Source organism: Micromonospora sp. NPDC048830 (genome assembly GCF_043198215.1).
Taxonomy (GTDB): Bacteria; Actinomycetota; Actinomycetes; order Mycobacteriales; family Micromonosporaceae; genus Micromonospora.
Map to the genome: position 1 here is coordinate 1 of NZ_JBICUP010000054.1, position 20,306 is coordinate 20,306.

Annotated in this window: 19 protein-coding genes and 2 pseudogenes; 9 read left to right on the forward strand and 12 right to left on the reverse strand. The window is 68.8% G+C overall.

Translation table 11 applies throughout. The annotated features are described in order from the left end of the window. Positions 1–704 precede the first annotated feature (704 nt). The gene (locus ACGFIZ_RS29865; RefSeq protein WP_393425213.1) at positions 705–1,022 is read left to right on the forward strand and encodes a glycoside hydrolase family 3 N-terminal domain-containing protein; all 318 of its coding nucleotides are present in this window, start codon (positions 705–707) and stop codon (positions 1,020–1,022) included. A 91-nt stretch (positions 1,023–1,113) separates the two neighbouring features. After that, positions 1,114–2,118: pseudogene (locus ACGFIZ_RS29870) on the forward strand (D-alanyl-D-alanine carboxypeptidase family protein); the annotation flags it as partial. 187 nt (positions 2,119–2,305) lie between these two features. Here the strand turns inward: ACGFIZ_RS29870 and ACGFIZ_RS29875 are convergent. Then, complete coding sequence (locus ACGFIZ_RS29875) at positions 2,306–3,586, reverse strand: MFS transporter (RefSeq protein WP_393425216.1); 1,281 nt, start codon at positions 3,584–3,586, stop codon at positions 2,306–2,308. Further along, positions 3,586–4,698 (reverse strand): PLP-dependent cysteine synthase family protein, encoded by a 1,113-nt coding sequence (locus ACGFIZ_RS29880; protein ID WP_393425219.1) that lies wholly within the window; start codon positions 4,696–4,698, stop codon positions 3,586–3,588. Before ACGFIZ_RS29880 ends, ACGFIZ_RS29875 begins: the two co-directional genes overlap by 1 nt. Before the next feature lie 253 nt (positions 4,699–4,951). On the opposite strand from ACGFIZ_RS29880, the gene ACGFIZ_RS29885 reads away from it, so the two are divergent. Next, entirely contained in the window at positions 4,952–5,098 is a 147-nt protein-coding gene (locus ACGFIZ_RS29885) for a hypothetical protein (protein ID WP_393425222.1), read from the forward strand. 645 nt (positions 5,099–5,743) lie between these two features. Then, complete coding sequence (locus ACGFIZ_RS29890; protein WP_393425225.1) at positions 5,744–6,145, forward strand: DUF305 domain-containing protein; 402 nt, start codon at positions 5,744–5,746, stop codon at positions 6,143–6,145. A gap of 5 nt (positions 6,146–6,150) precedes the next feature. Here the strand turns inward: ACGFIZ_RS29890 and ACGFIZ_RS29895 are convergent, their stop codons facing one another. Beyond that, the gene (locus ACGFIZ_RS29895) at positions 6,151–6,648 is read right to left on the reverse strand and encodes a hypothetical protein (RefSeq protein WP_393425228.1); all 498 of its coding nucleotides are present in this window, start codon (positions 6,646–6,648) and stop codon (positions 6,151–6,153) included. A 284-nt stretch (positions 6,649–6,932) separates the two neighbouring features. On the opposite strand from ACGFIZ_RS29895, the pseudogene ACGFIZ_RS29900 reads away from it, so the two are divergent. Together ACGFIZ_RS29900 and ACGFIZ_RS29905 are read left to right on the forward strand one after the other, a co-directional pair. After that, positions 6,933–9,002 (forward strand): annotated as a pseudogene (locus tag ACGFIZ_RS29900) (glycoside hydrolase family 65 protein); the annotation flags it as partial. Then, a complete protein-coding gene (locus ACGFIZ_RS29905; protein ID WP_393425285.1) occupies positions 9,000–9,302 on the forward strand; it encodes a glycosyl hydrolase family 65 protein in 303 nt (100 codons plus the stop codon). The pseudogene ACGFIZ_RS29900 and the gene ACGFIZ_RS29905, both read left to right, overlap by 3 nt. A gap of 19 nt (positions 9,303–9,321) precedes the next feature. Here the strand turns inward: ACGFIZ_RS29905 and ACGFIZ_RS29910 are convergent, their stop codons facing one another. From ACGFIZ_RS29910 to ACGFIZ_RS29925, 4 genes are all read right to left on the reverse strand, one after another. Next, positions 9,322–9,501, reverse strand: a complete 180-nt coding sequence (locus ACGFIZ_RS29910) for an SHOCT domain-containing protein (RefSeq protein WP_393425231.1) — start codon at positions 9,499–9,501, stop codon at positions 9,322–9,324. Between the two features lie 265 nt (positions 9,502–9,766). Further along, positions 9,767–9,976 carry a hypothetical protein gene (locus tag ACGFIZ_RS29915; protein ID WP_393425234.1) on the reverse strand — a complete coding sequence of 70 codons (210 nt, stop codon included), beginning with the start codon at positions 9,974–9,976 and terminating at the stop codon, positions 9,767–9,769. 76 nt (positions 9,977–10,052) lie between these two features. Next, positions 10,053–10,562, reverse strand: coding sequence for a hypothetical protein (locus ACGFIZ_RS29920; RefSeq protein ID WP_393425237.1), 510 nt, complete (start codon positions 10,560–10,562; stop codon positions 10,053–10,055). A gap of 347 nt (positions 10,563–10,909) precedes the next feature. Continuing rightward, complete coding sequence (locus tag ACGFIZ_RS29925) at positions 10,910–11,398, reverse strand: hypothetical protein (RefSeq protein WP_393425240.1); 489 nt, start codon at positions 11,396–11,398, stop codon at positions 10,910–10,912. 701 nt (positions 11,399–12,099) lie between these two features. Between ACGFIZ_RS29925 and ACGFIZ_RS29930 the strand changes: the two genes are divergently transcribed. Next, positions 12,100–12,288: a hypothetical protein gene (locus ACGFIZ_RS29930; RefSeq protein WP_393425243.1), complete on the forward strand. Its 189-nt coding sequence runs from the start codon at positions 12,100–12,102 to the stop codon at positions 12,286–12,288. Positions 12,289–12,299: 11 nt separating this feature from the next. Further along, on the forward strand, positions 12,300–14,222 hold the full coding sequence (locus ACGFIZ_RS29935) for a copper-translocating P-type ATPase (RefSeq protein WP_393425246.1): 1,923 nt from the start codon (positions 12,300–12,302) through the stop codon (positions 14,220–14,222). A 6-nt stretch (positions 14,223–14,228) separates the two neighbouring features. On the opposite strand, the gene ACGFIZ_RS29940 is transcribed toward ACGFIZ_RS29935, so the two are convergent. Together ACGFIZ_RS29940 and ACGFIZ_RS29945 are read right to left on the reverse strand one after the other, a co-directional pair. Further along, the gene (locus ACGFIZ_RS29940; RefSeq protein ID WP_393425249.1) at positions 14,229–14,912 is read right to left on the reverse strand and encodes a hypothetical protein; all 684 of its coding nucleotides are present in this window, start codon (positions 14,910–14,912) and stop codon (positions 14,229–14,231) included. A 77-nt stretch (positions 14,913–14,989) separates the two neighbouring features. Further along, positions 14,990–15,610, reverse strand: a complete 621-nt coding sequence (locus ACGFIZ_RS29945; protein ID WP_393425252.1) for an integrase core domain-containing protein — start codon at positions 15,608–15,610, stop codon at positions 14,990–14,992. Between the two features lie 758 nt (positions 15,611–16,368). On the opposite strand from ACGFIZ_RS29945, the gene ACGFIZ_RS29950 reads away from it, so the two are divergent. After that, positions 16,369–17,097, forward strand: coding sequence for a methyltransferase domain-containing protein (locus tag ACGFIZ_RS29950; RefSeq protein WP_393425255.1), 729 nt, complete (start codon positions 16,369–16,371; stop codon positions 17,095–17,097). Between the two features lie 95 nt (positions 17,098–17,192). Here ACGFIZ_RS29950 and ACGFIZ_RS29955 read toward each other — a convergent pair whose 3' ends face one another. From ACGFIZ_RS29955 to ACGFIZ_RS29965, 3 genes are read right to left on the reverse strand one after another with little or no spacing between them, the layout of a single operon-like run. Continuing rightward, a complete protein-coding gene (locus ACGFIZ_RS29955; RefSeq protein WP_393425258.1) occupies positions 17,193–18,137 on the reverse strand; it encodes an NAD(P)/FAD-dependent oxidoreductase in 945 nt (314 codons plus the stop codon). Further along, positions 18,124–19,515 carry an ABC transporter ATP-binding protein gene (locus ACGFIZ_RS29960; protein WP_393425261.1) on the reverse strand — a complete coding sequence of 464 codons (1,392 nt, stop codon included), beginning with the start codon at positions 19,513–19,515 and terminating at the stop codon, positions 18,124–18,126. The genes ACGFIZ_RS29955 and ACGFIZ_RS29960 overlap by 14 nt, the downstream gene beginning before the upstream one ends. Continuing rightward, positions 19,512–20,303, reverse strand: coding sequence for an ABC transporter permease subunit (locus tag ACGFIZ_RS29965; RefSeq protein WP_393425264.1), 792 nt, complete (start codon positions 20,301–20,303; stop codon positions 19,512–19,514). The genes ACGFIZ_RS29960 and ACGFIZ_RS29965 overlap by 4 nt, the downstream gene beginning before the upstream one ends. Between the last annotated feature and the right edge of the window lie 3 nt (positions 20,304–20,306).

Genomic DNA, 20,306 nt, shown 5'->3' on the forward strand with positions numbered 1-20,306 from the left:
CCGTCAACTCATCACTCGAGCCCGAACCCTCTACCGCTGGGACGCCCGACCCACCACTCGCAGACTCAGATGACACCTATTGCCGGTCGCTCTTATGGGGAGCTGGTGTCGACGGCCGGTCCCTCGCCGGTGCTGGCTGTGCGATGGCTCCCACCGATGGATGAAGTCGGCCTGGGCGCCGGCGTGCAGACACAGGTCAGGCTTAACGTGCGGAGGTGAACAATGTCCGTCTGCCCCGCCGGCTCCTGCTCGCCGGAGCGGGCTCGGCCGCAGTGGCGGCACTGACGGCCTGGAGCCAAGCGGTGCCACCTCGCAGCCCCGTCCGACGCCCCACAGACAAGCGCCGGACGATCGGCAGGGGATGAGGCGACATTACGCCGCAAGGTCGCCAGCTTGCTGGTCGTCGGCTTCCGCGGGGAGCGGGTGGACGGCAACGACTGGATCATCCAAGGCGGTCAGGGATGGTCTCGGCGGTGTGACCCTGTTCGATCAGGACCTGGAGACGAGGTCTGCGCGGAACATTCGCTTACCAGACCAGGTCACCGCCCTAGTGAGGATCCTGAAAGAGTCCTCGCCGGGTCGGCTCATCGTTTCGATCGACCAGGAAGGCGGCCACACCTCCCGGCTCAACCCGAGCAACGGCTTCCCGGCCACAAGTCGGAGGCTGAGATCGGCGCGATGGACTCCCGCCGCCACCCCGGATTGTGCCTCGTGGACTGCTTGACAGCCTCACCAAGATCGGCGTCAACCTCAACTACGCGCCGGTCGTCGACCTGAACACCAACCCGGAAAGCCGTACCATCGGAAGACTCGACCGTAGCTTCTCCGCCGACCAGGACGTTGTGGTCAGGAACGCCAGCGAGGAGATCACGTCCGCCCTGGCCTCCTTCGGAACGGCGGACGCCCACCCGCGTCGTCCACTCGTTGCCCTGCGAGGTGAAGCTTTGCCGCGCCGCGGACACTGGGTCCGACGACAGAACGACCACGGGGGGCGCCATCGACTTGCAATACCGCCCGTCTGACCGTTATCGCGGCTTCCTTCTCCCAACGCGACCGCGCCCACCCCGCTAAGGGCTACCGTCCAATGGTGTGATTACCCTTCGTCTTGCAGCGATGACCCTAAGTGCGGTGTTGGTGGTGCCGGCCGTGGCCGTCGTGCCAACGCGGGCGGCAGCCGCGCAGGAGGTGCCCTGCCCCACCGTAGAGCCGCCGGTACCCCCGCCCGCCACGCCGCCTCCGCCACCGGTCGACCCCGCCCACCGCAAAGTCGGAGGGGACGCGCTGGCCACAGCAGGATTGGCCGCTCCCCGAGATGCGCCGACGCCGCCAGCGGTGACCGCTACCGCCTGGGTGGTGGCCGATCTCAACAGTGGTGAGGTCCTCGGCGGATGCGCCCCTCACGAGCGTCGAACACCCGCTAGCGTCCAGAAGTTGCTCCTGGCCGCCGCCTTGATGCCGCGCCTCGATCCACGCCAGGTCGTCGAGGTGAAACGCGAGGATCTGGGCGATCTGGATCCGGCGAGTTCGCTGATGGGAGTGGTCGCGGGCGGCCGGTACTCCATCGAAAACCTGTGGCAGGGGCTTCTCCTCAGATCGGGCAACGACGCAGCCAACGTGCTGGCCCGCGTGGGCGGCGGCGATCGAAGGCAGGGCGGAGTCGACGCCATGAACGACGAAGCCCGGCGCCTGCGCGCGAACCAAACCCATGCCGTGACACCCTCGGGCCTGGACGGCCCCGGCCAGTACACGAGCGCGTACGACCTCGCGCTCATCGCCCGCGCCACCTTCGCCCGGGAAGACTTCCGGCGGTACATGCAGACCAGGGAGGCGACGGTACCGGCGCAACGAGGAAAGCCGGCGTTGGAGATCACCAACGACAACACCCTGCTCGACCGCTACCCCGGCATGCTCGGCGGAAAGACGGGCTTCACCTCACTGGCACGGCAAACGTACGTCGGCGTGGCCGAACGCGACGGCCGACGGCTCGCGGTGACCCTGCTTGGAGCGGAGACCGCGCCGCTGGGCAGCTTGGGAGAGGCAATAGCGCTGCTCGACTGGGGTTTCGCCCTGCCTGCCGGCGCTTCCGTCGGCCGCCTTGTCACCCTTGAGGAGAAGAAGCTGTCGTTGTCGCTGCTGACCGGCCTTGGCATCGGCGCTGCCGCCGTAGTCGCGGCCATGATCGTCGTGATTCCCTGGCGGAAACGGATGGCTGTGCGCCGCAACAGGCAATGGTAGGGAGACGATGCCCTGACAGCCAGTACCGGTTCGCGGCAGTGAACGGCTGCCGCGAACCGGTACCCCGAACTCAGGCGGCGACAGCCGCCGCTTGTTTCGTGGGGGCCGCAGGTCCGAGCCAGCCGCGCCTGCCCAACCATAGGATTGCCGTGCCGCAGGCAGCGCCGAGCGCCGCGAGCGCTAGCCAGAGCACGATGGGCATCTGGGCGGATTGCGCCCAGTCGACTGCGCCGCCAGCGAGCAGGTTACCGATGGCGACAGCGACACCGGAGATGGTGCTGTAGACCCCGTAGTGCGTGGCGATCCTGCCCTCGCCGGCCAACGTGACCACCATGTCCATCTCGAACGGGTACGCCACCATCGTCGCCACGGCGATGATCGCCCCGGCGAGAACGGCCGACGCGACGATGAGCGTGGGCGGCCCGGTGCTCGCCGCAGCTACGGGCAGGAACGCCGCGCCCAGCAGGGCGACTCCCCAGGTGAGTGAGCTGTGTGGTGACCAGCGTCGCCTGCACCAGGCGGTGACCCGGATCTGCGCGAGGACGGAGAGCAGACCCGAGGCCGCGAACATGGCCGCGACAGCGAGCTTCTCCACTGCCGGACTGGGAGCGTTCGCTTCGATGGCCAGGGGCAGCGTGAGATAGACCTGAAACGACAGTACGTAGGAGCCGGCCATCGCTGCGGTGAACAGCATGAACGGCCGGTTGTGCAGTACCTGCCGCCAGGAAGACAGCATCCCGGTGAGCAACCCAGCGCCGTCTGGCTCGCCCCTTCGCCCTCCGCGGGCGGGTAGGGCACGAGCCTGTGCGACAGTCAGGACGGCGAACACGGTGGCGGCAACGAGGCATGTCAGGCGAAAATCAGCCGCTGTCAGCGCGAGCCCGACCAACGGCCCGACCAGGATGCCGGCCTGGTAGAAGACGTTGAACATCGCGAACGCCTCCACCCGCCGCTCGCCGGCGTCCTCAGCCAGGTAGGCGCGCACCGCCGGGTTGAACAGCGCCCCGGCCAGCCCAGTGGCTGCCGCCGCGACGACGAGGACGGCCACGGAATCGACCAGCCCGAGAAGGGCAAAGCCGACAGTACGCAGGGCGCAGCCAGCAATAATCAATGGCTTGTACCCGAACCGGTCGGCGAGGCTCCCGCCGACGGCGAACATGCCCTGCTGGCTGAAGTTGCGTACGCCCAAGACGAGACCCACGATCCAACCGGCGAGCAGCAGCTGTGCCGACAGGTAGTTCGCGAGGTACGGCATCAGCATGTAGAAGCCGAGGTTGATGCCGAACTGGTTGATCACGAGCAGCCGTACGGGCCGGTCGAAGGAGCCGAATTGCCCGAGAATACGCGGCATTATCGATCACCCTGCCCGGGGTCGACGATCTGGGTGCAACGCGTCCACCGGTGGACCTCGTGGCTGGTCGGTGCGCAGATGCTGTCCGGTTCAGCCGCCGGTACGGTGCCAAGCAGGTCGTGCTGTCGGCAGTAGTCGTCATTGAAAACGGTGTCCCAGTAACGTTGTGGTCCGTCTGGGAAGACGGCCACGATGCGGGTGTCGGAAGGCAACGTACGCGCCAGCCAGGCGGCGACGAGGGTGACGGCGCCAACGCTCCACCCGCCGCTGACGTAGCCGTGCACGGCGAGCTTCCTGGATGCCCACACGGCCTCGGCAGGTGCCACCCAGTGGACCTCGCTGAACCAGCCGTACTGGACGTTGCGGGGATAGATGCTGCTGCCCAGTCCTCTCATCAGCCGGTGACGCGCTGGCTGGCCGAAGATCGTTGAGCCGATGGTGTCGACCCCGACAAGCCGGGCGTGTGGAAAGTACCGGCGTATGGGCGCGAACGTACCGGCGGAGTGACCACCCGTACCGACGCTGCACACCAGGACGTCGATGCGCCCCAGCTGTGCGATGAGCTCCAGACCGAGCCCCTCGTAGGCGGGCAAGGTGTCCGGGTTGTTGTACTGGTCCGGGCACCATGAACCGGGGGTTGCGGCCAGGATCTCGCCTACGCGCTCCCGTCTGGCCTGCTGCCACCCGCCCTGTAGGTGTGGGCGGTCGACGACGCTTATCGTGGCCCCCGAGGCGGTCAGCAACCGTTGCATGATCGGTTCAAGGCCGGGATCGGTCACCAGCGTGAGCGGATGCTTGTACGCGCTGGCTGCCAGCGCGAGTCCCAAGCCGAAGGTTCCACTGGTCGATTCGACAATCATGGCTCCGGGGCTAAGATCACCTCGATTGCGCGCCTGCCCCACGAGGTGCAGTGCGCTGCGGTCCTTGATGCCTCCGGGATTGAACGCCTCCAGTTTTGCCCAGAAGCCGCGGGCGGCAGAGGTGAACGGTTGGCCGATCCACAAGATCGGCGTGTTTCCTATCAAACCCGCAGGTGTGTGATGGGCGCCGGTCGGGTGCCCGAGGAGTTGTGCCGGACCGGGAAGTGGACGTGCGGCGATAACGGCTTGCATGGTGTGTGACCTTTCGCGTGAATGACTGATCAATGACATGAAGATGCCTTGATCGTCAGTTCCGCGCCACGCATTTCATCAAGAGACGCTGCCGGCCAGCTTCAGCTCTCTGAGGTGTGCGGCATTCCGGGACGCGAGTGAGCATTGCCTGGTTGTTTGACAGTGGGAGGGCGTGTGCGTCCGCGAGTTTGACGTGCGAACCCGGTGCATTCCGGCGCTGCGTGGGCGCGGCCCGGCCGCATTGGATCGAGAGATGATGGTGCTGCTCCGAATGCTGGTACCCGGCGAACTGGGCCGCAAGATGCGCTCGACTCACACTGCTTCGATGGTGCCCAGTATGACTGTGATCGATGCAGAGCAATATACACATTATGGTAAAGAGGACGGCGAATATGGATGAGTGACGCGTAAGCCTACTTAACCGTCCGTTTAGCACCTGTTGCAGGATAGTGGACCTACCGATGCCAAACAAGACGTTAGGTAGCAATATGCTTGCGATGAGTGAAACTCGCGATGCATCGCCAAGACCGATGCTGCCGGGATGGTCGGCCCGGGCGCGCCCAGGGCCGGAGGGGCGGGCGACTGCCGGGAGCTAGCTGTGCGTCCACTCCGCCGGACCCCGGCACCTCCCCCGCAGGGTGCGGGGAGCGGAAGTCCGCGGATGGGCGCAGCTCACCACCGGCTCTCCATGCGGCTGGGATGAGCGCGGCCAGGGACCCCGTCCGACGAGGGGCCAGCGCTCTGGAGGAGCGTTAGGACGAGTCGCGCGGGGGTAGAACGGGGCGGGTCCGTTTCTGAACGGAATGCCTTTAGCGCGTTCATCACCGCAAGACGCCCGCCGGAGTGCGAACCGTCGGGGTAAGACGGGGGTAAGAAGTGACACAAAGGCGGACTACGGTCGTGGTTGCGGTGTCGGCAGGAATAGTCCTGCTTGCACTCGCCGTCTTCGTCGGGGGAACCTATACGGATAGGAAGAGCTGTGGCCGCCCTGACGAGCAGCCCTGGAACACCGGCGCCTTCAGGGACGACTTCCCACATTTCTGCCATGTTCGCCGCCATGATGGTGCCCCACCGCCAGGAGGGAATCAAATTGGCACAGATGGCTCTTAACAAGTCAACAACACCCGGAGTGAAGGAACTGGCACAGCGCTCACTGCAAAATCAACAGACCGAACTGCCGGAGCTGCAGTCCATCGCGCAGAGCGGCAACATGAGCCAGCAACTGCCCGAGGAACCCCTCAGCAGGTTCAACGAGCAGGAGATGACCGAATTGAAGCAGTTTTCAGGTCGAGAATTCGACCTGAAGTGGTTGGACATCTTCAGCGGTCATCACATGTCCGCCATCATGATGGCCGACATGAATGGAGCTGGCCTCCAAACGGAGGCGCGGCGGCGCAGCTGGCTCAGAAGATCCATGACGAACAGCTGCAGGATGTTTCTGACATGAATGACCTACGGGATCAACTTAGGTAGGCGCTCTGCGGGCGGAGCATCCCGCCCGAAGGCTGCACCATGTTCGGTATGACTCGTTTCATGGGATTTTGAGGGCATGACTCTGCTGCCTGCTCTACCGGCGATGGCCACCTGATGGCCGGCCGTAACACCGGTCAAGCCCGACCGGCGGAGGTCCGCCTGCCCGTCGAACGGCTCGACGCGGTCGTGTTCGACTTCGGCGTCGTGCTGCGAGACGACCCCCCGTCCCTGGCGGGCCGCGACCGCGTTGACGCCGAAACCACGTTCACCGACGCGGCGGGCTTGATCGAACGGCTTCGGGAGTTGGGCCTGTCCACGGCGGTGGCCTCCAGCCGGTGCGGCCGTGAGCGGTTGGCGAAGGTCGGGCTGGACACGCTGTTCAGCACGGTCGTCGATGAGGACGGCGCAGAGGCGGAAGGGCCGGTCCGGTCGGATCCGGCGGTGCTGCTGCGCGCGGCGGACCTGCTGGGTGCTCATCCCGGGCGCGCCGCGGTGGTGCACGGCACCGTGGCCGGCGTGCAGGCGGGCTGCCGGGGCGGGTTCGGCCTGGTCATCGGCGTTGACCGGCGCGGCGGACGTGAGGCCGACTTACGCGCGTCCGGCGCCGACGTGGTAGTCGTCGGGCTGGACCGCATCACCATCGACCGGGACGCCATGGGCTGTCGGTGGTGGCAGTCCCCGCAGGCCGCACCGGGTGCCGAGCATGCGGGGTGGCTGCTGGACTACATCGGCGTCGATCCGGACGCTGAAGGGTTCGGGAGACCCTCTGCACCGTTGGCAACGGCTACCTGGCCAGCCGGGGTGCCGCGCCGGAGACCAGCGCGGGCCCGGCGCACTATCCCGGCACCTACGCCGCCGGGCTGTTCAACCGGCTTGTCAGCCGGATCCACGGCCACACGCATGAGGACGAGAGCCTGGTCAACCTGCCGAACTGGCTGGTGCTGCGGTGGCGCGGCGCCGGGGACCGGTGGGTGGTTCCCGACGGGCCCGGGATCACCGACTACCGGCAGAGTCTGGACCTGCGCGCCGGCGTGTTGCACCGCCGCTACCGCCACGTCGATGGCCGAGGTCGGGCGACGACCGTCGTGTCGAGGATGTTGGTGTCGATGGCCGCACCGCACCTGGCCGCGCTGGAGACGACCTTCGTGGCCGAGAACTGGTCAGGGACCCTGCGCGTTCGCTCGGCGGTCGATGGGCGGGCCACCAACACGCAGGTCGCCCAGTACGCGCCCCTCGCCGGGGCGCATCTGCACTCCGACGGGCAGGGCCGCGACAGCCCGTCCGGGCTGTGGCTGTGCACCCGGACCAGCCAGTCGCGGGTAGAGGTCGGCGTGGCGACCCGGACGCAGGTGTTCGTGGCCGGCGTGCTGGCCGCCGCCCGACGCCGTGTCACGATGGCCGTCGCCCGGCCGGAGGAGACGTACGACATCCCCATCCACGTGGGCCAACCGGTGCGGGTGCAGAAGGTCGCCGCCTACTACACCTCCCGCGACCGTGCTGTCGCCGAACCGGTAGCGGCGGCCCGACAGGCGGTGGCGCAGGCCGGCGGGTTCCCCGACCTGCTCACCGACCAGGTGGCCGCGTGGCGGCGGCTGTGGGAACGCAGTCACATCGAGATGCACACCGACGGCGCAGCGCCGGTGCTGGAGCTGAACGTGCACACCTTCCACCTGCTCGCCACGACCTCGCCGAACGTGGTCGATCTCGACGTGGGAGTCGGGGCGCGTGGCCTGCATGGGGAGGGCTACCGGGGGCACGTCTTCTGGGATGAGGTGTTCGTGCACCGCGTCCTCGTGCTGCACCTGCCCGAGGCCAGCCGCGCGCTGCTGCTCTACCGGTGGCGGCGGCTCGACGCCGCGCGGCGCGCCGCGGCGGCCGTCGGATGCCGGGGGGCGATGTTCCCGTGGGAGTCCGGCAGCGACGGCCGGGAGGAGACGCCGAGCGAGGTGTTCGACCCGCGTTCCGGTCGGTGGATGCCGGACCACACCGCCCTCCAGCGGCACGTCGGGCTCGCGATCGGCTATTCCGTGTGGCAGTACTACCAGGCCACCGGGGACCTGGACTTCCTGCGCACCTACGGCGCGGAGATGATGCTGGAGGTCGCCCGCTTCTTCGCCGACCTCGCCCAGGAGAACCGGACGACCGGCCGGTACGAGATCACAGGGGTGATGGGCCCGGACGAGTTCCACGACGGCTACCCCGGCCGCAACGTGCCCGGCCTGGCCAACAACGCCTACACCAACGTGATGACGGTGTGGCTGCTGCGCCGCGCTCTCGACGCCGTCGACCTGCTCGCCTGCCACCACCGTTCGGACCTCACCGACGCGCTGGGCATCGGCGAGGACGAACTGGCCCGCTGGCGGAACATCACCACCCGCATGTACGTGCCGTGGCACGGCCAGCAGATCATCAGCCAGTTCGACGGATACGCCGACCTGAACGAGTTCGACCTGCCCGGCTACGTCGAGCGGTACGGGAACATCAGCCGCCTCGACCGCATCCTCGCCGACGAGGGCGACTCACCCAACCGATACCAACTCGGCAAGCAGGCCGACGTACTCATGCTGCTCTACCTGCTGTCCGCAGAAGAGTTACGCGACCTACTCGCCGGACTCGGCTACCCGTGGCCGCCGCAGGCACTGCCCCGCACCGTCGACCACTACGTCAACCGGGTCAGCCACGGATCGACCCTCAGCAGGGTGGTCCACGCCTGGGTACAGGCCCGCACCGACCGGCTCGCCTCCTGGAACTGCCTCACCGAGGCGTTGTCCGCCGACATCCGTGACACCCAGGGCGGCACCACCCGCGAAGGCATCCACCTCGGCGCCATGGCCGGCACCCTCGACCTGATCGAACGCTGCTACCTCGGGCTGGAAACCCGCGAAGACGCCCTATGGGTCAACCCGCGGCTACCGCAGCAGATCACCAAACTGCACACCCTGCTCACCTACCGCGGCCACCAGATACACGTCACCGCCACCCAGCACGGCGTCGCCCTCATCGCCTCACCATGCAACGTCGCGCCGGTCACCGTGCACGTCGCCGGTCAACCCCCGACGACGATCCGCAGCGGTCAGACCGTGACCGTCCCCCTGAAACCCGCACCCGAGATCGAGAGGGCATCGGGGTGAGGGGCGGTGGCCGGCGGCGTCACCGCAGGTTCTCCAGCCGGTGCGTGTACTCCTCGGTGTCCAGTTCGCCACGGGCGTACCGGTCGGCCAGGATCCGCCGCGCGGTGCTGTTGCCGTCCTCACGCGCCGAATGGGGCCTGGCGAAGCGGACCCCCAGCCACACCACCAGCACGACAATGCCCAGCCAAAACAGCATCATCGCGGCCCACATCGGCCACATCCATCCGTCGTAACCATGCATCAGATGTCGTTCCCCTCCGGTCGCCCAGAGCGCGGCGCGACGCCGGTAACCGTCACGAACCGACCCGGCACGGGACCACGAATCCCGTGCACAACGTAATTCCCGCAGCCGTCGATGTCGAACGTCACCCAACCGTGAACCGTTTGTTGATCACGAGGCCGGTCGGCGTTGACACGCCAGCGTCAGCCGGTGACGTACGGCTGGAACGTCATCAAGCCCGTCATCACCGCATCTTGCCGCCGCTCACCGGGCTCGTGTCTATGACCTGTTCGGCCGGCAGCCGCGGGGTACGCCCGGAGGGCTCCGGATACGCGGGGTCGGCTATCCCTATCCGAAGCACCAGGTAGGGATAGCCGAGCCCGGCGAGGACCCGCCGCAGGGTCTGCCGAGTGGCGAGCACCTCGACCACCCCGCTGAGCGGCACCATCGACATGCCAAGATCGGTGGCGGTCAGCCACGCGGCAGACAGCGCCTCGCCCGCGCGCAGCCAGCTTTCGGGTTCGTCATCGTCACCGAACAGCCAGCAGCGCGTAGACCGCGCCTCGATCGTGCCCAGGACCGATCGGCAATGTGCCCGCACGACCGAAGTCCCGGGCAGGCACCGTGGTCTGTGCAGCGCGCTCCGGCAGGACCTCGGCCGGCAGCCCCGCGCCCCTTACCGCCGCCCGGCTGGTCCAATACTGGAGCTCATCGCGCAACTGCGGATCTTCCGCCTCCACCGCGGCCGCTGTCACTGCCGCAGCGGCGAGCTCCAGCACCTGGTCGTCCGTGAGTACCTGCAACCGTGCACCCTCCGCCGTGGCGGCCGCCACGATCGCGTCCACCGACCCGGCCGGCGCCTCCTCGTCCCTGACCGGACGACGGTCCGTACGTCGTTGCGGGACACACCGAACCAGCCGTACAGCGTCAGCCGATGCCGGGACCTGACCGGTCACGATCAGGTTGGCGAGCAGGTCAGAGCGAGCAGAATCAGGCAGGCGTTCGACCCGCACCGACCAGCCTTCGGCGGCTAGCGCCACGCGCGCATGGTGCAGGGCCGCGCCGCAGCTCACGGCCAGCAGCCGCCGATCAGAGTCGGCGCCGCACGCCGCGCGGTCTCGCCAGCCCGCATGAGCGCATTCGTCAATGACCGGCCTACTGCCGACATCCCCTCCGCCACGACGTGCCCCTCCCGTCGTCCCCCATCGTGCCGGACCCCACGGGGATTCGGGCGCCTCTTGCCCACTCCACCCCTTCAGCAACCACCGCGGGCGTCACCGCCGGCGAATTTTTCGCGCTCGTTCAACCCGAACTCGACAGCGTTCCCGGACGGGTGCAGTCGATCCAATGCCAGCGCTACAGGCACCGACACGCTGAACAGTCCCGGCTATCCGGCCCTTCCCGAGGTCACGCCGGATCGGGTGCGCTCGGAGCGATGCTGGTAGACGAGGTAGGTGAGCCCCGCGGGGAGCATGAAATTGGGTGCTCGTTCGACAACGTCCCACAGCTCTGGCATGAGCTCGCCCTTCGCGGTAACCCTGGCCGCCGCGGTCACGAAGCCCCACAGCGCCGCCCATGCGTAGACGACGAGCGCCAGCCCGCTGTACGCCAACCCATAGAGACGCCCCTTGCCCTGGATGTCGCCGATCAGCAAGAGGAGGATGAAGATGCTGATCGTGATGTCGAGCCAGCCGATGCCCGTCAGCCAGGCGGTGGCGGTGCCGGTTGGTACGGTCACACCGAACACGTGATCGAAGGAGCCAGTGATCAGCTCGATGAACGTGTCCTGGCCCAAGATGGCCCATATGCCGTGTCCGAGGAACATGCCGATGGCGCCTACCGCCAGGAGTGCATAGATGAACCGGTTCCCCCGCATGCCGCGGCATGCCCCTGTTCAGCCGATCTGAAACCTATTCATGCGGTCGTGCGACGACTGGCCGAGGCTCTCGCCGACGACGGCTGCTGTACGGGAAGAGGACGCTGATCGACCGGCTGCGCACCCCCGGCCCGGCCGGGTGCGGTTGGTGACCACCAACGAATAACGCCGGACGTCGGCGCCTCACAGTCAGGCATCCCGACGTTCCGTACCGCAAGGCCGCCAGCGTCCCAAGCGATCCTCGACGAAGTTCGATCTGCCTAGAAGTGGCCATCTTCTGTGAAGAGCCAGCTACCATAAGCATACGCCTGGGCCGGTCCGGAGCGCGTTCAACCGCGATCGATGCCAGGAAGCCGACCGCCAGGACGCTCAGCAGCGGCTTGAGGAGGCTGGCGGAGCCCGGCCGAATGGTCCTCGCAGCCCGTCGCCGTGCTGTCGGTGCCGTGACGCCGCACCGGCCCCGCCGACACCTTCGCCTGCCGGCGCTTGCTGGTATCGCTGTCGCTCATCACGTCGACCGCGCACGGATCAACCAAACCATTCGACCCGCATACCCGGAATCGTCGCCAACTGCCGCCAACCACCGTCACATTGCCTCCCGTTCGGTGACACTGTGTCCGGGAGGCGATGACTTATGGGTCATGGCGACGAGTGCAAGCCGTCCCCGGAGAGGGCTGGTCACGGCCCCCAGACGCCGGCTGGTGACACCCGTCGCGCAGAAGCGGGTGGACATGGCGGCCACGGCGTTCACGGTGGCGGTCCCCGCCGGGCGCACGGTGCTGGACACGCCGGCCATGGCGATCATGCTGGTCCACGGCCTCGGCACGAAAAGCACGCCGGTCACGACCCTGAGGCGTTCCGCCGAAAGTTCTGGATCTGCCTGGTCCTGACGATCCCGATCGTGCTCACCAGCCGGCTGGTGATGAACGCGCTCGGCTACTCGCTGGACGTTCCCGGTGTCTCGTGGGTCGGGCCGATGCTGGGCTCGGTCGTGTTCTTCTACGGTGGCTGGCCGTTCCTGGTTGGTGCGGTACGGGAGGCCCGCGACCGGGCGCCGGGAATGATGCTCCTGATCGGCCTGGCGATCACCGTGGCCTACCTCGCCTCGGCCGCCACCAGCCTGGGCGTGTTCGACGTGGACTTCTGGTGGGAGATGTCCGCGCTGGTCACCATCATGCTGCTCGGCCACTGGCAGGAGATGAAAGCCATCGGCCAGGCCCGCGGCGCGCTCGCCGCACTGGCCGAACTGCTGCCCGACGAGGCCGAACGCGTCAGCGCCGACGGCGGGGTGCAGCGGGTGAAGGTGTCCGACCTGCAGGTCAGTGATGTGGTGCTGGTCCGCCCCGGCGCGCGGGTGCCCTCCGACGGGCACGTCGTCGACGGCAGCGCCGACGTCGACGAGTCGATGATCACCGGGGAGTCCCGGCCGGTGCCGCGCGGGGTCGGGGCCCGGGTTGTCGCAGGTTCGGTGGCCACCGACTCCGCGATCCGGGTCCAGATTGACGCGGTGGGGGATGACAGGGCCCTGGCCGGCATCCAACGTCTGGTCGCCGAGGCGCAGGCGGCCGGCGGGCGTGCCCAGGACCTGGCCGACCGGTTCGCCGCACTGCTGTTCTACGTCGCCACCGCTGTGGCCGTGCTCAGCCTCGCTGTCTGGGTGGCTATCGGTGACGTCGGCGAGGGGGTGATCCGTACCATCACCGTGCTGGTGATCTCCTGCCCGCACGCGCTCGGCCTGGCGATCCCGCTGGTGATCGCGCTGTCCACCGGGCTGGCTGCCAACAATGGCATCCTGGTCAAGAACCGGCTTGCGCTGGAGCGGATGCGCGACATCGATGTCGTCCTGTTCGATAAGACCGGCACTCTGACCAAGGGCGAACACACCGTCACCGCGGTCTCCGGCACCGGCGGGACCAGCGAGGACGACGTGTTGCGGCTGGCCGCCGGTGTCGAGGCCGAGAGCGAGCATCCCCTCGCCCGCGCCATCGTCAAAGCGGTCAAGGGGCGCGGACAGCCGGCGGCCGCTACGCAGTTCCAGTCGCTGCCCGGCCGGGGGGTGCAGGCCAGCATCGACGGCATCCGGTACGGGGTCGGCGGGCCCGCCCTGCTACGCGAACAGCAGATCCAGGTGCCCGACCATCTCGCCGCGGCGGCCGAGAACTGGTCTGGGCGAGGTGCCTCGGTGCTGCATCTGGTCAAGCTGGACGGGGTGCCGCAGGTGCTCGGCGCGATCGCACTTGAGGACGAGGCGCGCCCCGAGGCGCGGGAGGCCATTGAGCAGCTACGCGAACTGGGCGTGGAGAAGATCGCCATGATCACTGGAGACGCGCGGCCGGTCGCGGCGGCCGTTGCCGCCGACCTGGGGTTCCGCCCCGGCATCGACGAGGTCTTCGCCGAGGTGCTGCCCGCCGATAAGGATGACAAGGTCAGCGAACTGCAGTCCCGTGGCCTGACCGTGGCGATGGTCGGTGACGGGGTCAACGACGCCCCCGCCCTGGCCCGCGCCGACGTTGGTATCGCCATCGGCGCCGGCACCGACGTGGCGATCGAGTCCGCCGGCGTGATCCTCGCCTCCTCCGACCCACGCGGCGTCGCCAGCAATATGCGCCTGTCCAAGGCGTCGTACCAGAAGATGATCCAGAACCTGGTCTGGGCCGCCGGCTACAACGTCATTGCCATCCCCGTGGCCGCGGGCGCCTTCGCCTGGGCCGGTTTCGCGCTCAGCCCGGCAGCCGCCGCCGTGCTCATGTCCGCCTCCACCATCATCGTCGCCCTCAACGCCCAGACCCTGCGTCGTGTGCAGCTCACCCCTGAGCAGCGGTGACCACGTCTATCGCGCCTGTCGACGCCTGGCGGCCGGTACGGTTGTCCGCCGGTAGACGACTGCGACAATCATCAGGAGCGCTACGAGCCAGCCGATGGCGATGAGCAGTGGCGTGAGTTCGTCGAAGCCGCGGGTGAGCGCGGCGTCGAGCAGGACGCGGGAGCTGCCGTATCCGGGGAGCAGGTTCGCCAAGGTGGCCGGTTCGGGGTGCAGCATCGGGCTCTGGACGATGCCGATGTCGAGGAACGGCAGCAGGAACGCCATGAACACCCCGCCGACGCTGCCGAAGATAGGCGCCAGCAGGGCGCCGATCAGACCGTAGGTGAGGGCGATGAGCGCGTTGGCGGCGGCGTACGTCGGCCAGCGGGTGGCGTTGAAGAATGACGCGGTGGTGGCCAGCGACACGGCCGTGGCGAGCAGCGCCGCCAGGGCGAGTACGCCGAGCCGAGCGGCCAGCAGCGCACCGGGGCGCAGGCCGGCGAGCGTCGCACGGCGGTCGCCGTCGCGGGCGTCGAGAACGGCGAACAGGCCGACCAGCGCGGCCAGTGAGGCGATGGCGATGGGTGCCATCGTCGCCGCGTGCACGTCGGGCATGGGAAACGTCCGGGCAAGGCTGCGTCCGTGCTCGCGGACGGTGAGGGTGAAGGGCCTGGCCGGGGTGACGGCGTCGGCCGACAGGATGAATATCACCGGTACGGCGATGAACAAAGCCCTGTACGGTGCCAAAACTAGATTCCGGCTGCTGACCAGCGGGTTCAAGGATTCGTTCAGGCGGCTCGATGGTACTCGTTGATGATTCCTCCCAGCCGCCGTCGGCGTCGAGCGACGCCGTCGATCGGCACGGCGACGCCCGGGTGATGGTTGGGTGGCACCTGTCCGTGGCCTTGGTGCGGCCGGTGATCGTTGAAGTGTCGGACGTATTCGGTCAGTACCGTCCTGGCGTGCCGTTCGCCGTAGATGGGGAGGTGGTCTGTGCACTCCTCGCGCATGCTGCGGCTCCAGCGTTCCACGAAGCAGTTCGCCCTCGGTGTGCGCGGCGGCGTCTTCACCACCCGTATGCCGTCTGCGGTCAGGACCGCGTCGAAGGTCCGCCCGTACTTGGTGTCGCGGTCGCGGATTGGGAACCGGAAGTCGTTGGTGCGTTCTCCGAGGTCCATGAGCAGGTTGCGGGCCTGCTGGGTCACCCATGGCTGGGTCGGGTGCTCGGTCACGCCGAGCAGGTGTACCCGGCGGGTGGCGATCTCCATGACGACCAGCGCGTACAGCCGGCGCAGCCACACGGTATCGATGTGGAAGAAGTCGGTGGCCAGCAGGCCGGTGGCCTGGGCGCGCAGGAACGTTCGCCAAGACGTGTCGGTCTGGCGGGGTGCGGGGCCGGGGGCGGCCACGGGCCAGGATTCGGCGGATGGTGCCGAGGCCGACGCGGTGGCCCGGTCCGAGCATCTCGCCCTGGATTCTTTTGTGGTCCCAGCGGGGGTTGTCCCGGGCCATTCGGCGGATGAGCTCGCGGATTTCGTCGCTGACGGGTGGTCGGCTGCCGCAGTGGGGGTAGGTCCAGCGGCGTTGGACCAGCCGGCGGTGCCAGGCCAGCAGGGTCGCCGGGGTCACGATCCGGTGGATGCGGACCGTGCGGGGCAGGCGGCGGGCCAGCGCGGACAGGATCGCCCGGTCTGGCCAGGACAGTCGTGGTCGGCTGTGGACCTGACGGCGCAGCACCGCGACCTCGTGGCGCAGGGCCAGCAGTTCCGCGAGCACCGCGCGGTCGCTGCGCGTCGCGAGGAGTAGAGCGTCGAACAGGCGGATCGCGACCAGATAGATCAGCTGGAAGACCATGACCACGAAGGTGCCTTATTCCCATGAAGCCCCAGCTCACTGCAGGTGCGACAGGTATTGGCACCGTACAGGGTTTGCGACCCTTGCTGAGACGGAGCGGGCGGGTTGGGAGTTGGCCCGGTTGCCGGGGCCGGAGGCGGTGGCGCGGACGTGGACTGTGCGGCGCTGGCTGCGCTTCTGGTTGTCCGAGCTTGAGGGTCGGCTGAGGCCCATGACCGTGCAGGGCCGACGGCCTCCGGCGGCATGGCGGCGGTGGGCTCGGCTGGCCGAATCTAACATGCGAATCGATATTCATTCTCGATAAGGTTGGGCTGTGACGGACGAGTACAGCACTTCCGGTGAGTTCCTCGACATCCTCAGCCGCGACGCCTGGGCGGCGTTGCGCGAACCGGTCACCAGCGCCCTACGGGGTATCGATCCGGCGGTCGGCCCTCTGATCGACCTCGGCGCGGGCAGCGGACGGGGAACGCTGCTGCTGGCCGAACTGGCACCCTCGGCATTCGTTCTGGCCGTCGAGCCGTCCCTGGTCCAGCGCGCAGTGCTGCTCGCCCGGCTGGCCGACGATCCGGTGTTGGCGGAACACGTTTCCGTCATCGCGCAGCGCGCCGAGACGGCGCAGTTGCCCGACGCGATCGGCGGGGTCCTCGCGATGAACATGATCGGCCACCTCGGCCCGGACGACCGCCGGCAATTGTGGCGCCGGCTGGGCGACCGGATGGGTCCGGAGGTCCCCTTGGTGGTGAATTTGCAAGCACCCGCGCGTGTGGAGGCGATCCCGGATGCGGACTTCGCCGCTGTGCGGATCGGCTCCTGCACCTACGAGGGCGGGGGGCGTGCCGAGCCGGACGGCCCCGAAGCCGTTGCGTGGCACATGCGCTACGGCGTTCGCGACCAGAAGGGTGACCTTGTCAGCGAGGCGGCGGCCACCTACCGGTGGTACGTCCTCGACGAACAGACGCTGCTCGCCGAACTGGCCGAGGTGGGCCTCGCCGCGCAGCCGTGCGGGCTGGGCGTCTACCGTGCGGCCCGCGTCACTGACTGACCAGCAACGATGCCGGACGCGACCCCGGTCTGACCGGCCGAATCCGATTGGGGGGCGGTTCGGCTCCCGAACCGAAGGGAACCGACCGCTACCCGTCAGCCGAGCGGCACCGGAAGGGCCGCCCGGAACAAACCCTGTTCCAGCCAGACGGCGGCCCGGACCCCGTCGGCGGCAGCCTGGCTCACCAGGGTCAATCCGTCGGGTAGGGCCGGGAGCCGGGCGAGGTCGCCGGCGGCGGACACACCCGCGACGGTGGTCCGGGCGAACTCGTCGACCCGCACGTAGCCGTCGGGAAGAAGCTCGGCACCGAGCTGCACCGCCAGCGACGTCTGCTGTTCGACGGGTGCGCGGTGAAACGCCACCTGACATCGCGTACTGCTGCCGTCAGCGAACTGGACGGTGAGATCGTCCAGTTCGCCGGTGAGTTCCGTGACCGGCTCCTGGGCCACGGGAATGCCCAGCCCGCGCAGATTGCCGAGAACAGGTTCGGGCAGCGTGTGCGGGCCGTTCGTCACCACGGTGACTTCCTTGCTGTACCGATCGGCGAGGTAGGCGGCGAGCATCACTTCAGCGGGCTCACGGCCGAACACGACGATGCTCTTGCCTCGTGCCTCCCAGCCGTGGCAGAAAGGGCAGTGCATGACGCTGCGCCCGAAACGCTCCGGCAAGCCCGGGACAGCCCAGGGCCGGTCCACCTGACCGGTGGCCAGGAGCAGACGGCGAGCGCGGTGCCGGTCGCCGTTGTCCAACGTCAGGGTGAAGTCGTCGATGTTCCCGACAGCCTCGGCGGCCCGAGCGGTCACGACTTCGACGCCGGGGTACGGATGCAGCTCACGCCGGCCGGCCTCCAGCAGTTCCAGCGGCGGGAACCCGTCGCGGCTGAGGAACATGTGGATGCCGTCGGCGGGGCTGTTGCGCGGTGGCCCTCCGTCGAGAACCAGGGTGCGGCGCTGCTGGCGGCCGAGCACCTGCGCGGCGCTGAGGCCGGCCGCGCCGGCGCCGACGACGATGACGTCGTACTCGTTTCTAGGGTCGGTCATGGCTTCCTTTCAGTGGGTGCAGGGCGTGGTCGCGGATCGTCAGGACACGGTCGGCGCGGTTGGCGACCGCGGGATCGTGGGTGGCGATCAGCACGGCGAGCCCGTCGTGACGCATCTCGCCGAGCAGATCCAGCACTGTCGTCGTGGAGGCCGGGTCCAGGGCCGCGGTGATCTCGTCGGCGAGCAGCAACCGGGGCTGTGCCGCCAGGGCGCGGGCGAGCGCCACCCGTTGGCGCTGTCCGCCGGACAGCCCAGCGGGGCGGCGGCGCGCCACCGCAGGGTCGAGGCCGACTCGGGTGAGCAGGGCGTTCACGGTGGCGAGGCGCCCGGCTCGGTCGGTGGTCCGGAAGGTACGCAGCGGCCGGCCGACGGCGGTGGCGATCCGGTGGGCGGGGTTGAGCGTGTCGGCGGGATGCTGACCGACGTACTGGACGGCTTGCAACAGGGCGGAGGGACGGTGCCGGACGGGCCACGGCAGGCGGGTTCCGGCGAGCTCCGCGTGGCCGGCCGTCACGGGGTGCAGTCCCGCGAGTGAGCGCAGCAGGGTGGTCTTTCCGGATCCCGAGGGACCGAGCACGGCGACGCATTCGGCCGCGTCGACGGTCAGATCGACAGCTTGCAGCAGAGGAGTCTGCCCACCCGGACGATCCAGGCGGAGATGGTGGACGCGGAGCACCGTGGCGCCTGCCGCGGGACGGCGGGACGGTACCGGTGGCGACGCTGATGGCGCCGTCCCGAACACCACGACGTGGTCGGCGACCGTGGCGACGAAGTCCCTGTCGTGCGAGACCAGCAGGGTGACGAAACGCGGATCGCCGCGGCGGGCGCGGACCGCGGCGGCCACCAGCTGGGCCGCTGCGCTGTCCAGCGCGCTGGTCGGCTCGTCGAGGATCAGCAGGGGCGGCCGGGCCGCGAGCGCCCGGGCCAGGGCGACGCGTTGCGCCTGCCCGCCGGAGAGCTGGTGCACCCGCCGGGCGTGCAGGGACGCGTCGATGCCGACCTGTTCGAGTGTTATGGCCGCCCGACTGGTGTCCACCCCGGTCTCGGCCACCGACGCGACAGCTGTCAGCAGCGGATGCAACGACTGTGCGGCGTCCTGGACGAGGATCCCCGTATGCCGGCGGCGCCACCGACGTGCCGCACCGCCCGGCGCGATGATTTCTCCCTGCCACCGTACGGTGCCGGCGCAGCGGCGCAACGGCGGTTCGAGGGCATCCAGGACGGCGGCCAGCCACACCGTCTTTCCCGCTCCGGATGGGCCGGTCAGTGCCACCACCTCGCCGGGCGCGGCGTGCAGATCAGGGGAGATGCCTACGGTCCGGCCACCGCGGCCGGTGACGCGCAGGCCGCTGACCTCCAGTCCGCCATCCCGCGTCACAGCGGCCGCCGGGCGTGGCGGGCGGCGGCATTGCCGACGACGGCGACGGTCAGGCTGAGCACTGCCAAAGCTATGGCGGGGGCGATCAGCGCGGCGGGGCTCAGGGCCGCGCCGCTCACGTTTTCCCGGATCATGGCGGACCAATCCGGGGCCGGGGGAGCAGGCCCCAGCCCGAACAGGCTGAGAGCGGCGGCCAGTTGCAGTGCCACCACGAAACGGGCGCCGATCTCCGAACCGGCCAGCGCGGCCACCGCCGGGAGGATCTCCCGGCCCAGGATCCTCGGGCCGGACTCCCCGCGGCCCAGTGCGGCGTCGACGAAGCCGGCATGGCGCACCTGCTGCACCGCGTCGCCGACGATACGCAGCGTCAGCGGGGCCCCGCCGCAGACGGTCGCGGCGATCACCGCCACGGCGCCGGGCAGGGTGACGGCGAAAACCAGGGCGATCAACAGCAGGGGTACGGCGAGAAGCAGATCCGCTGCCGCGTGCAGCAGCCGCGACAGGGGCCCGTCGTGCCACCCCGCCAGCAGTCCGCCGGCGATGCCGATCGCTGCCGCCACCAGGGCTGCCGCCCCGGCGGTGAGGGTCAGATGGCGACCTCCGGCCAGCACCCGGGACAGCACATCACGGCCCAGGGCATCAGTACCCAGCAGGTTTCCGCCGCCGGACGGCGACCACGGCGCGCCCAGCGGTGCGGTGGGGTCGTGCGGCGCCAGCAGGCTGCCGAACAGGGCGAGACCCAGGACGGTACCGGCGAACGTCACGAAACCGAGCCGGCCGCCCGTCACGAT

What these genes read in the sequence shown, in the direction of transcription:
- ACGFIZ_RS29875 (WP_393425216.1), bottom strand. Translation starts at nt 3,586, where the DNA reads ATGCCGCGTATTCTCGGGCAATTCGGCTCCTTCGACCGGCCCGTACGG.
- ACGFIZ_RS29880 (WP_393425219.1), bottom strand. Translation starts at nt 4,698, where the DNA reads ATGCAAGCCGTTATCGCCGCACGTCCACTTCCCGGTCCGGCACAACTC.
- ACGFIZ_RS29885 (WP_393425222.1), top strand. Translation starts at nt 4,952, where the DNA reads ATGATGGTGCTGCTCCGAATGCTGGTACCCGGCGAACTGGGCCGCAAG.
- ACGFIZ_RS29890 (WP_393425225.1), top strand. Translation starts at nt 5,744, where the DNA reads ATGTTCGCCGCCATGATGGTGCCCCACCGCCAGGAGGGAATCAAATTG.
- ACGFIZ_RS29895 (WP_393425228.1), bottom strand. Translation starts at nt 6,648, where the DNA reads ATGAGCACCCAGCAGGTCCGCCGCGCGCAGCAGCACCGCCGGATCCGA.
- ACGFIZ_RS29905 (WP_393425285.1), top strand. Translation starts at nt 9,000, where the DNA reads ATGGCCGGCACCCTCGACCTGATCGAACGCTGCTACCTCGGGCTGGAA.
- ACGFIZ_RS29910 (WP_393425231.1), bottom strand. Translation starts at nt 9,501, where the DNA reads ATGATGCTGTTTTGGCTGGGCATTGTCGTGCTGGTGGTGTGGCTGGGG.
- ACGFIZ_RS29915 (WP_393425234.1), bottom strand. Translation starts at nt 9,976, where the DNA reads ATGTCGATGGTGCCGCTCAGCGGGGTGGTCGAGGTGCTCGCCACTCGG.
- ACGFIZ_RS29925 (WP_393425240.1), bottom strand. Translation starts at nt 11,398, where the DNA reads ATGCGGGGGAACCGGTTCATCTATGCACTCCTGGCGGTAGGCGCCATC.
- ACGFIZ_RS29955 (WP_393425258.1), bottom strand. Translation starts at nt 18,137, where the DNA reads ATGACCGACCCTAGAAACGAGTACGACGTCATCGTCGTCGGCGCCGGC.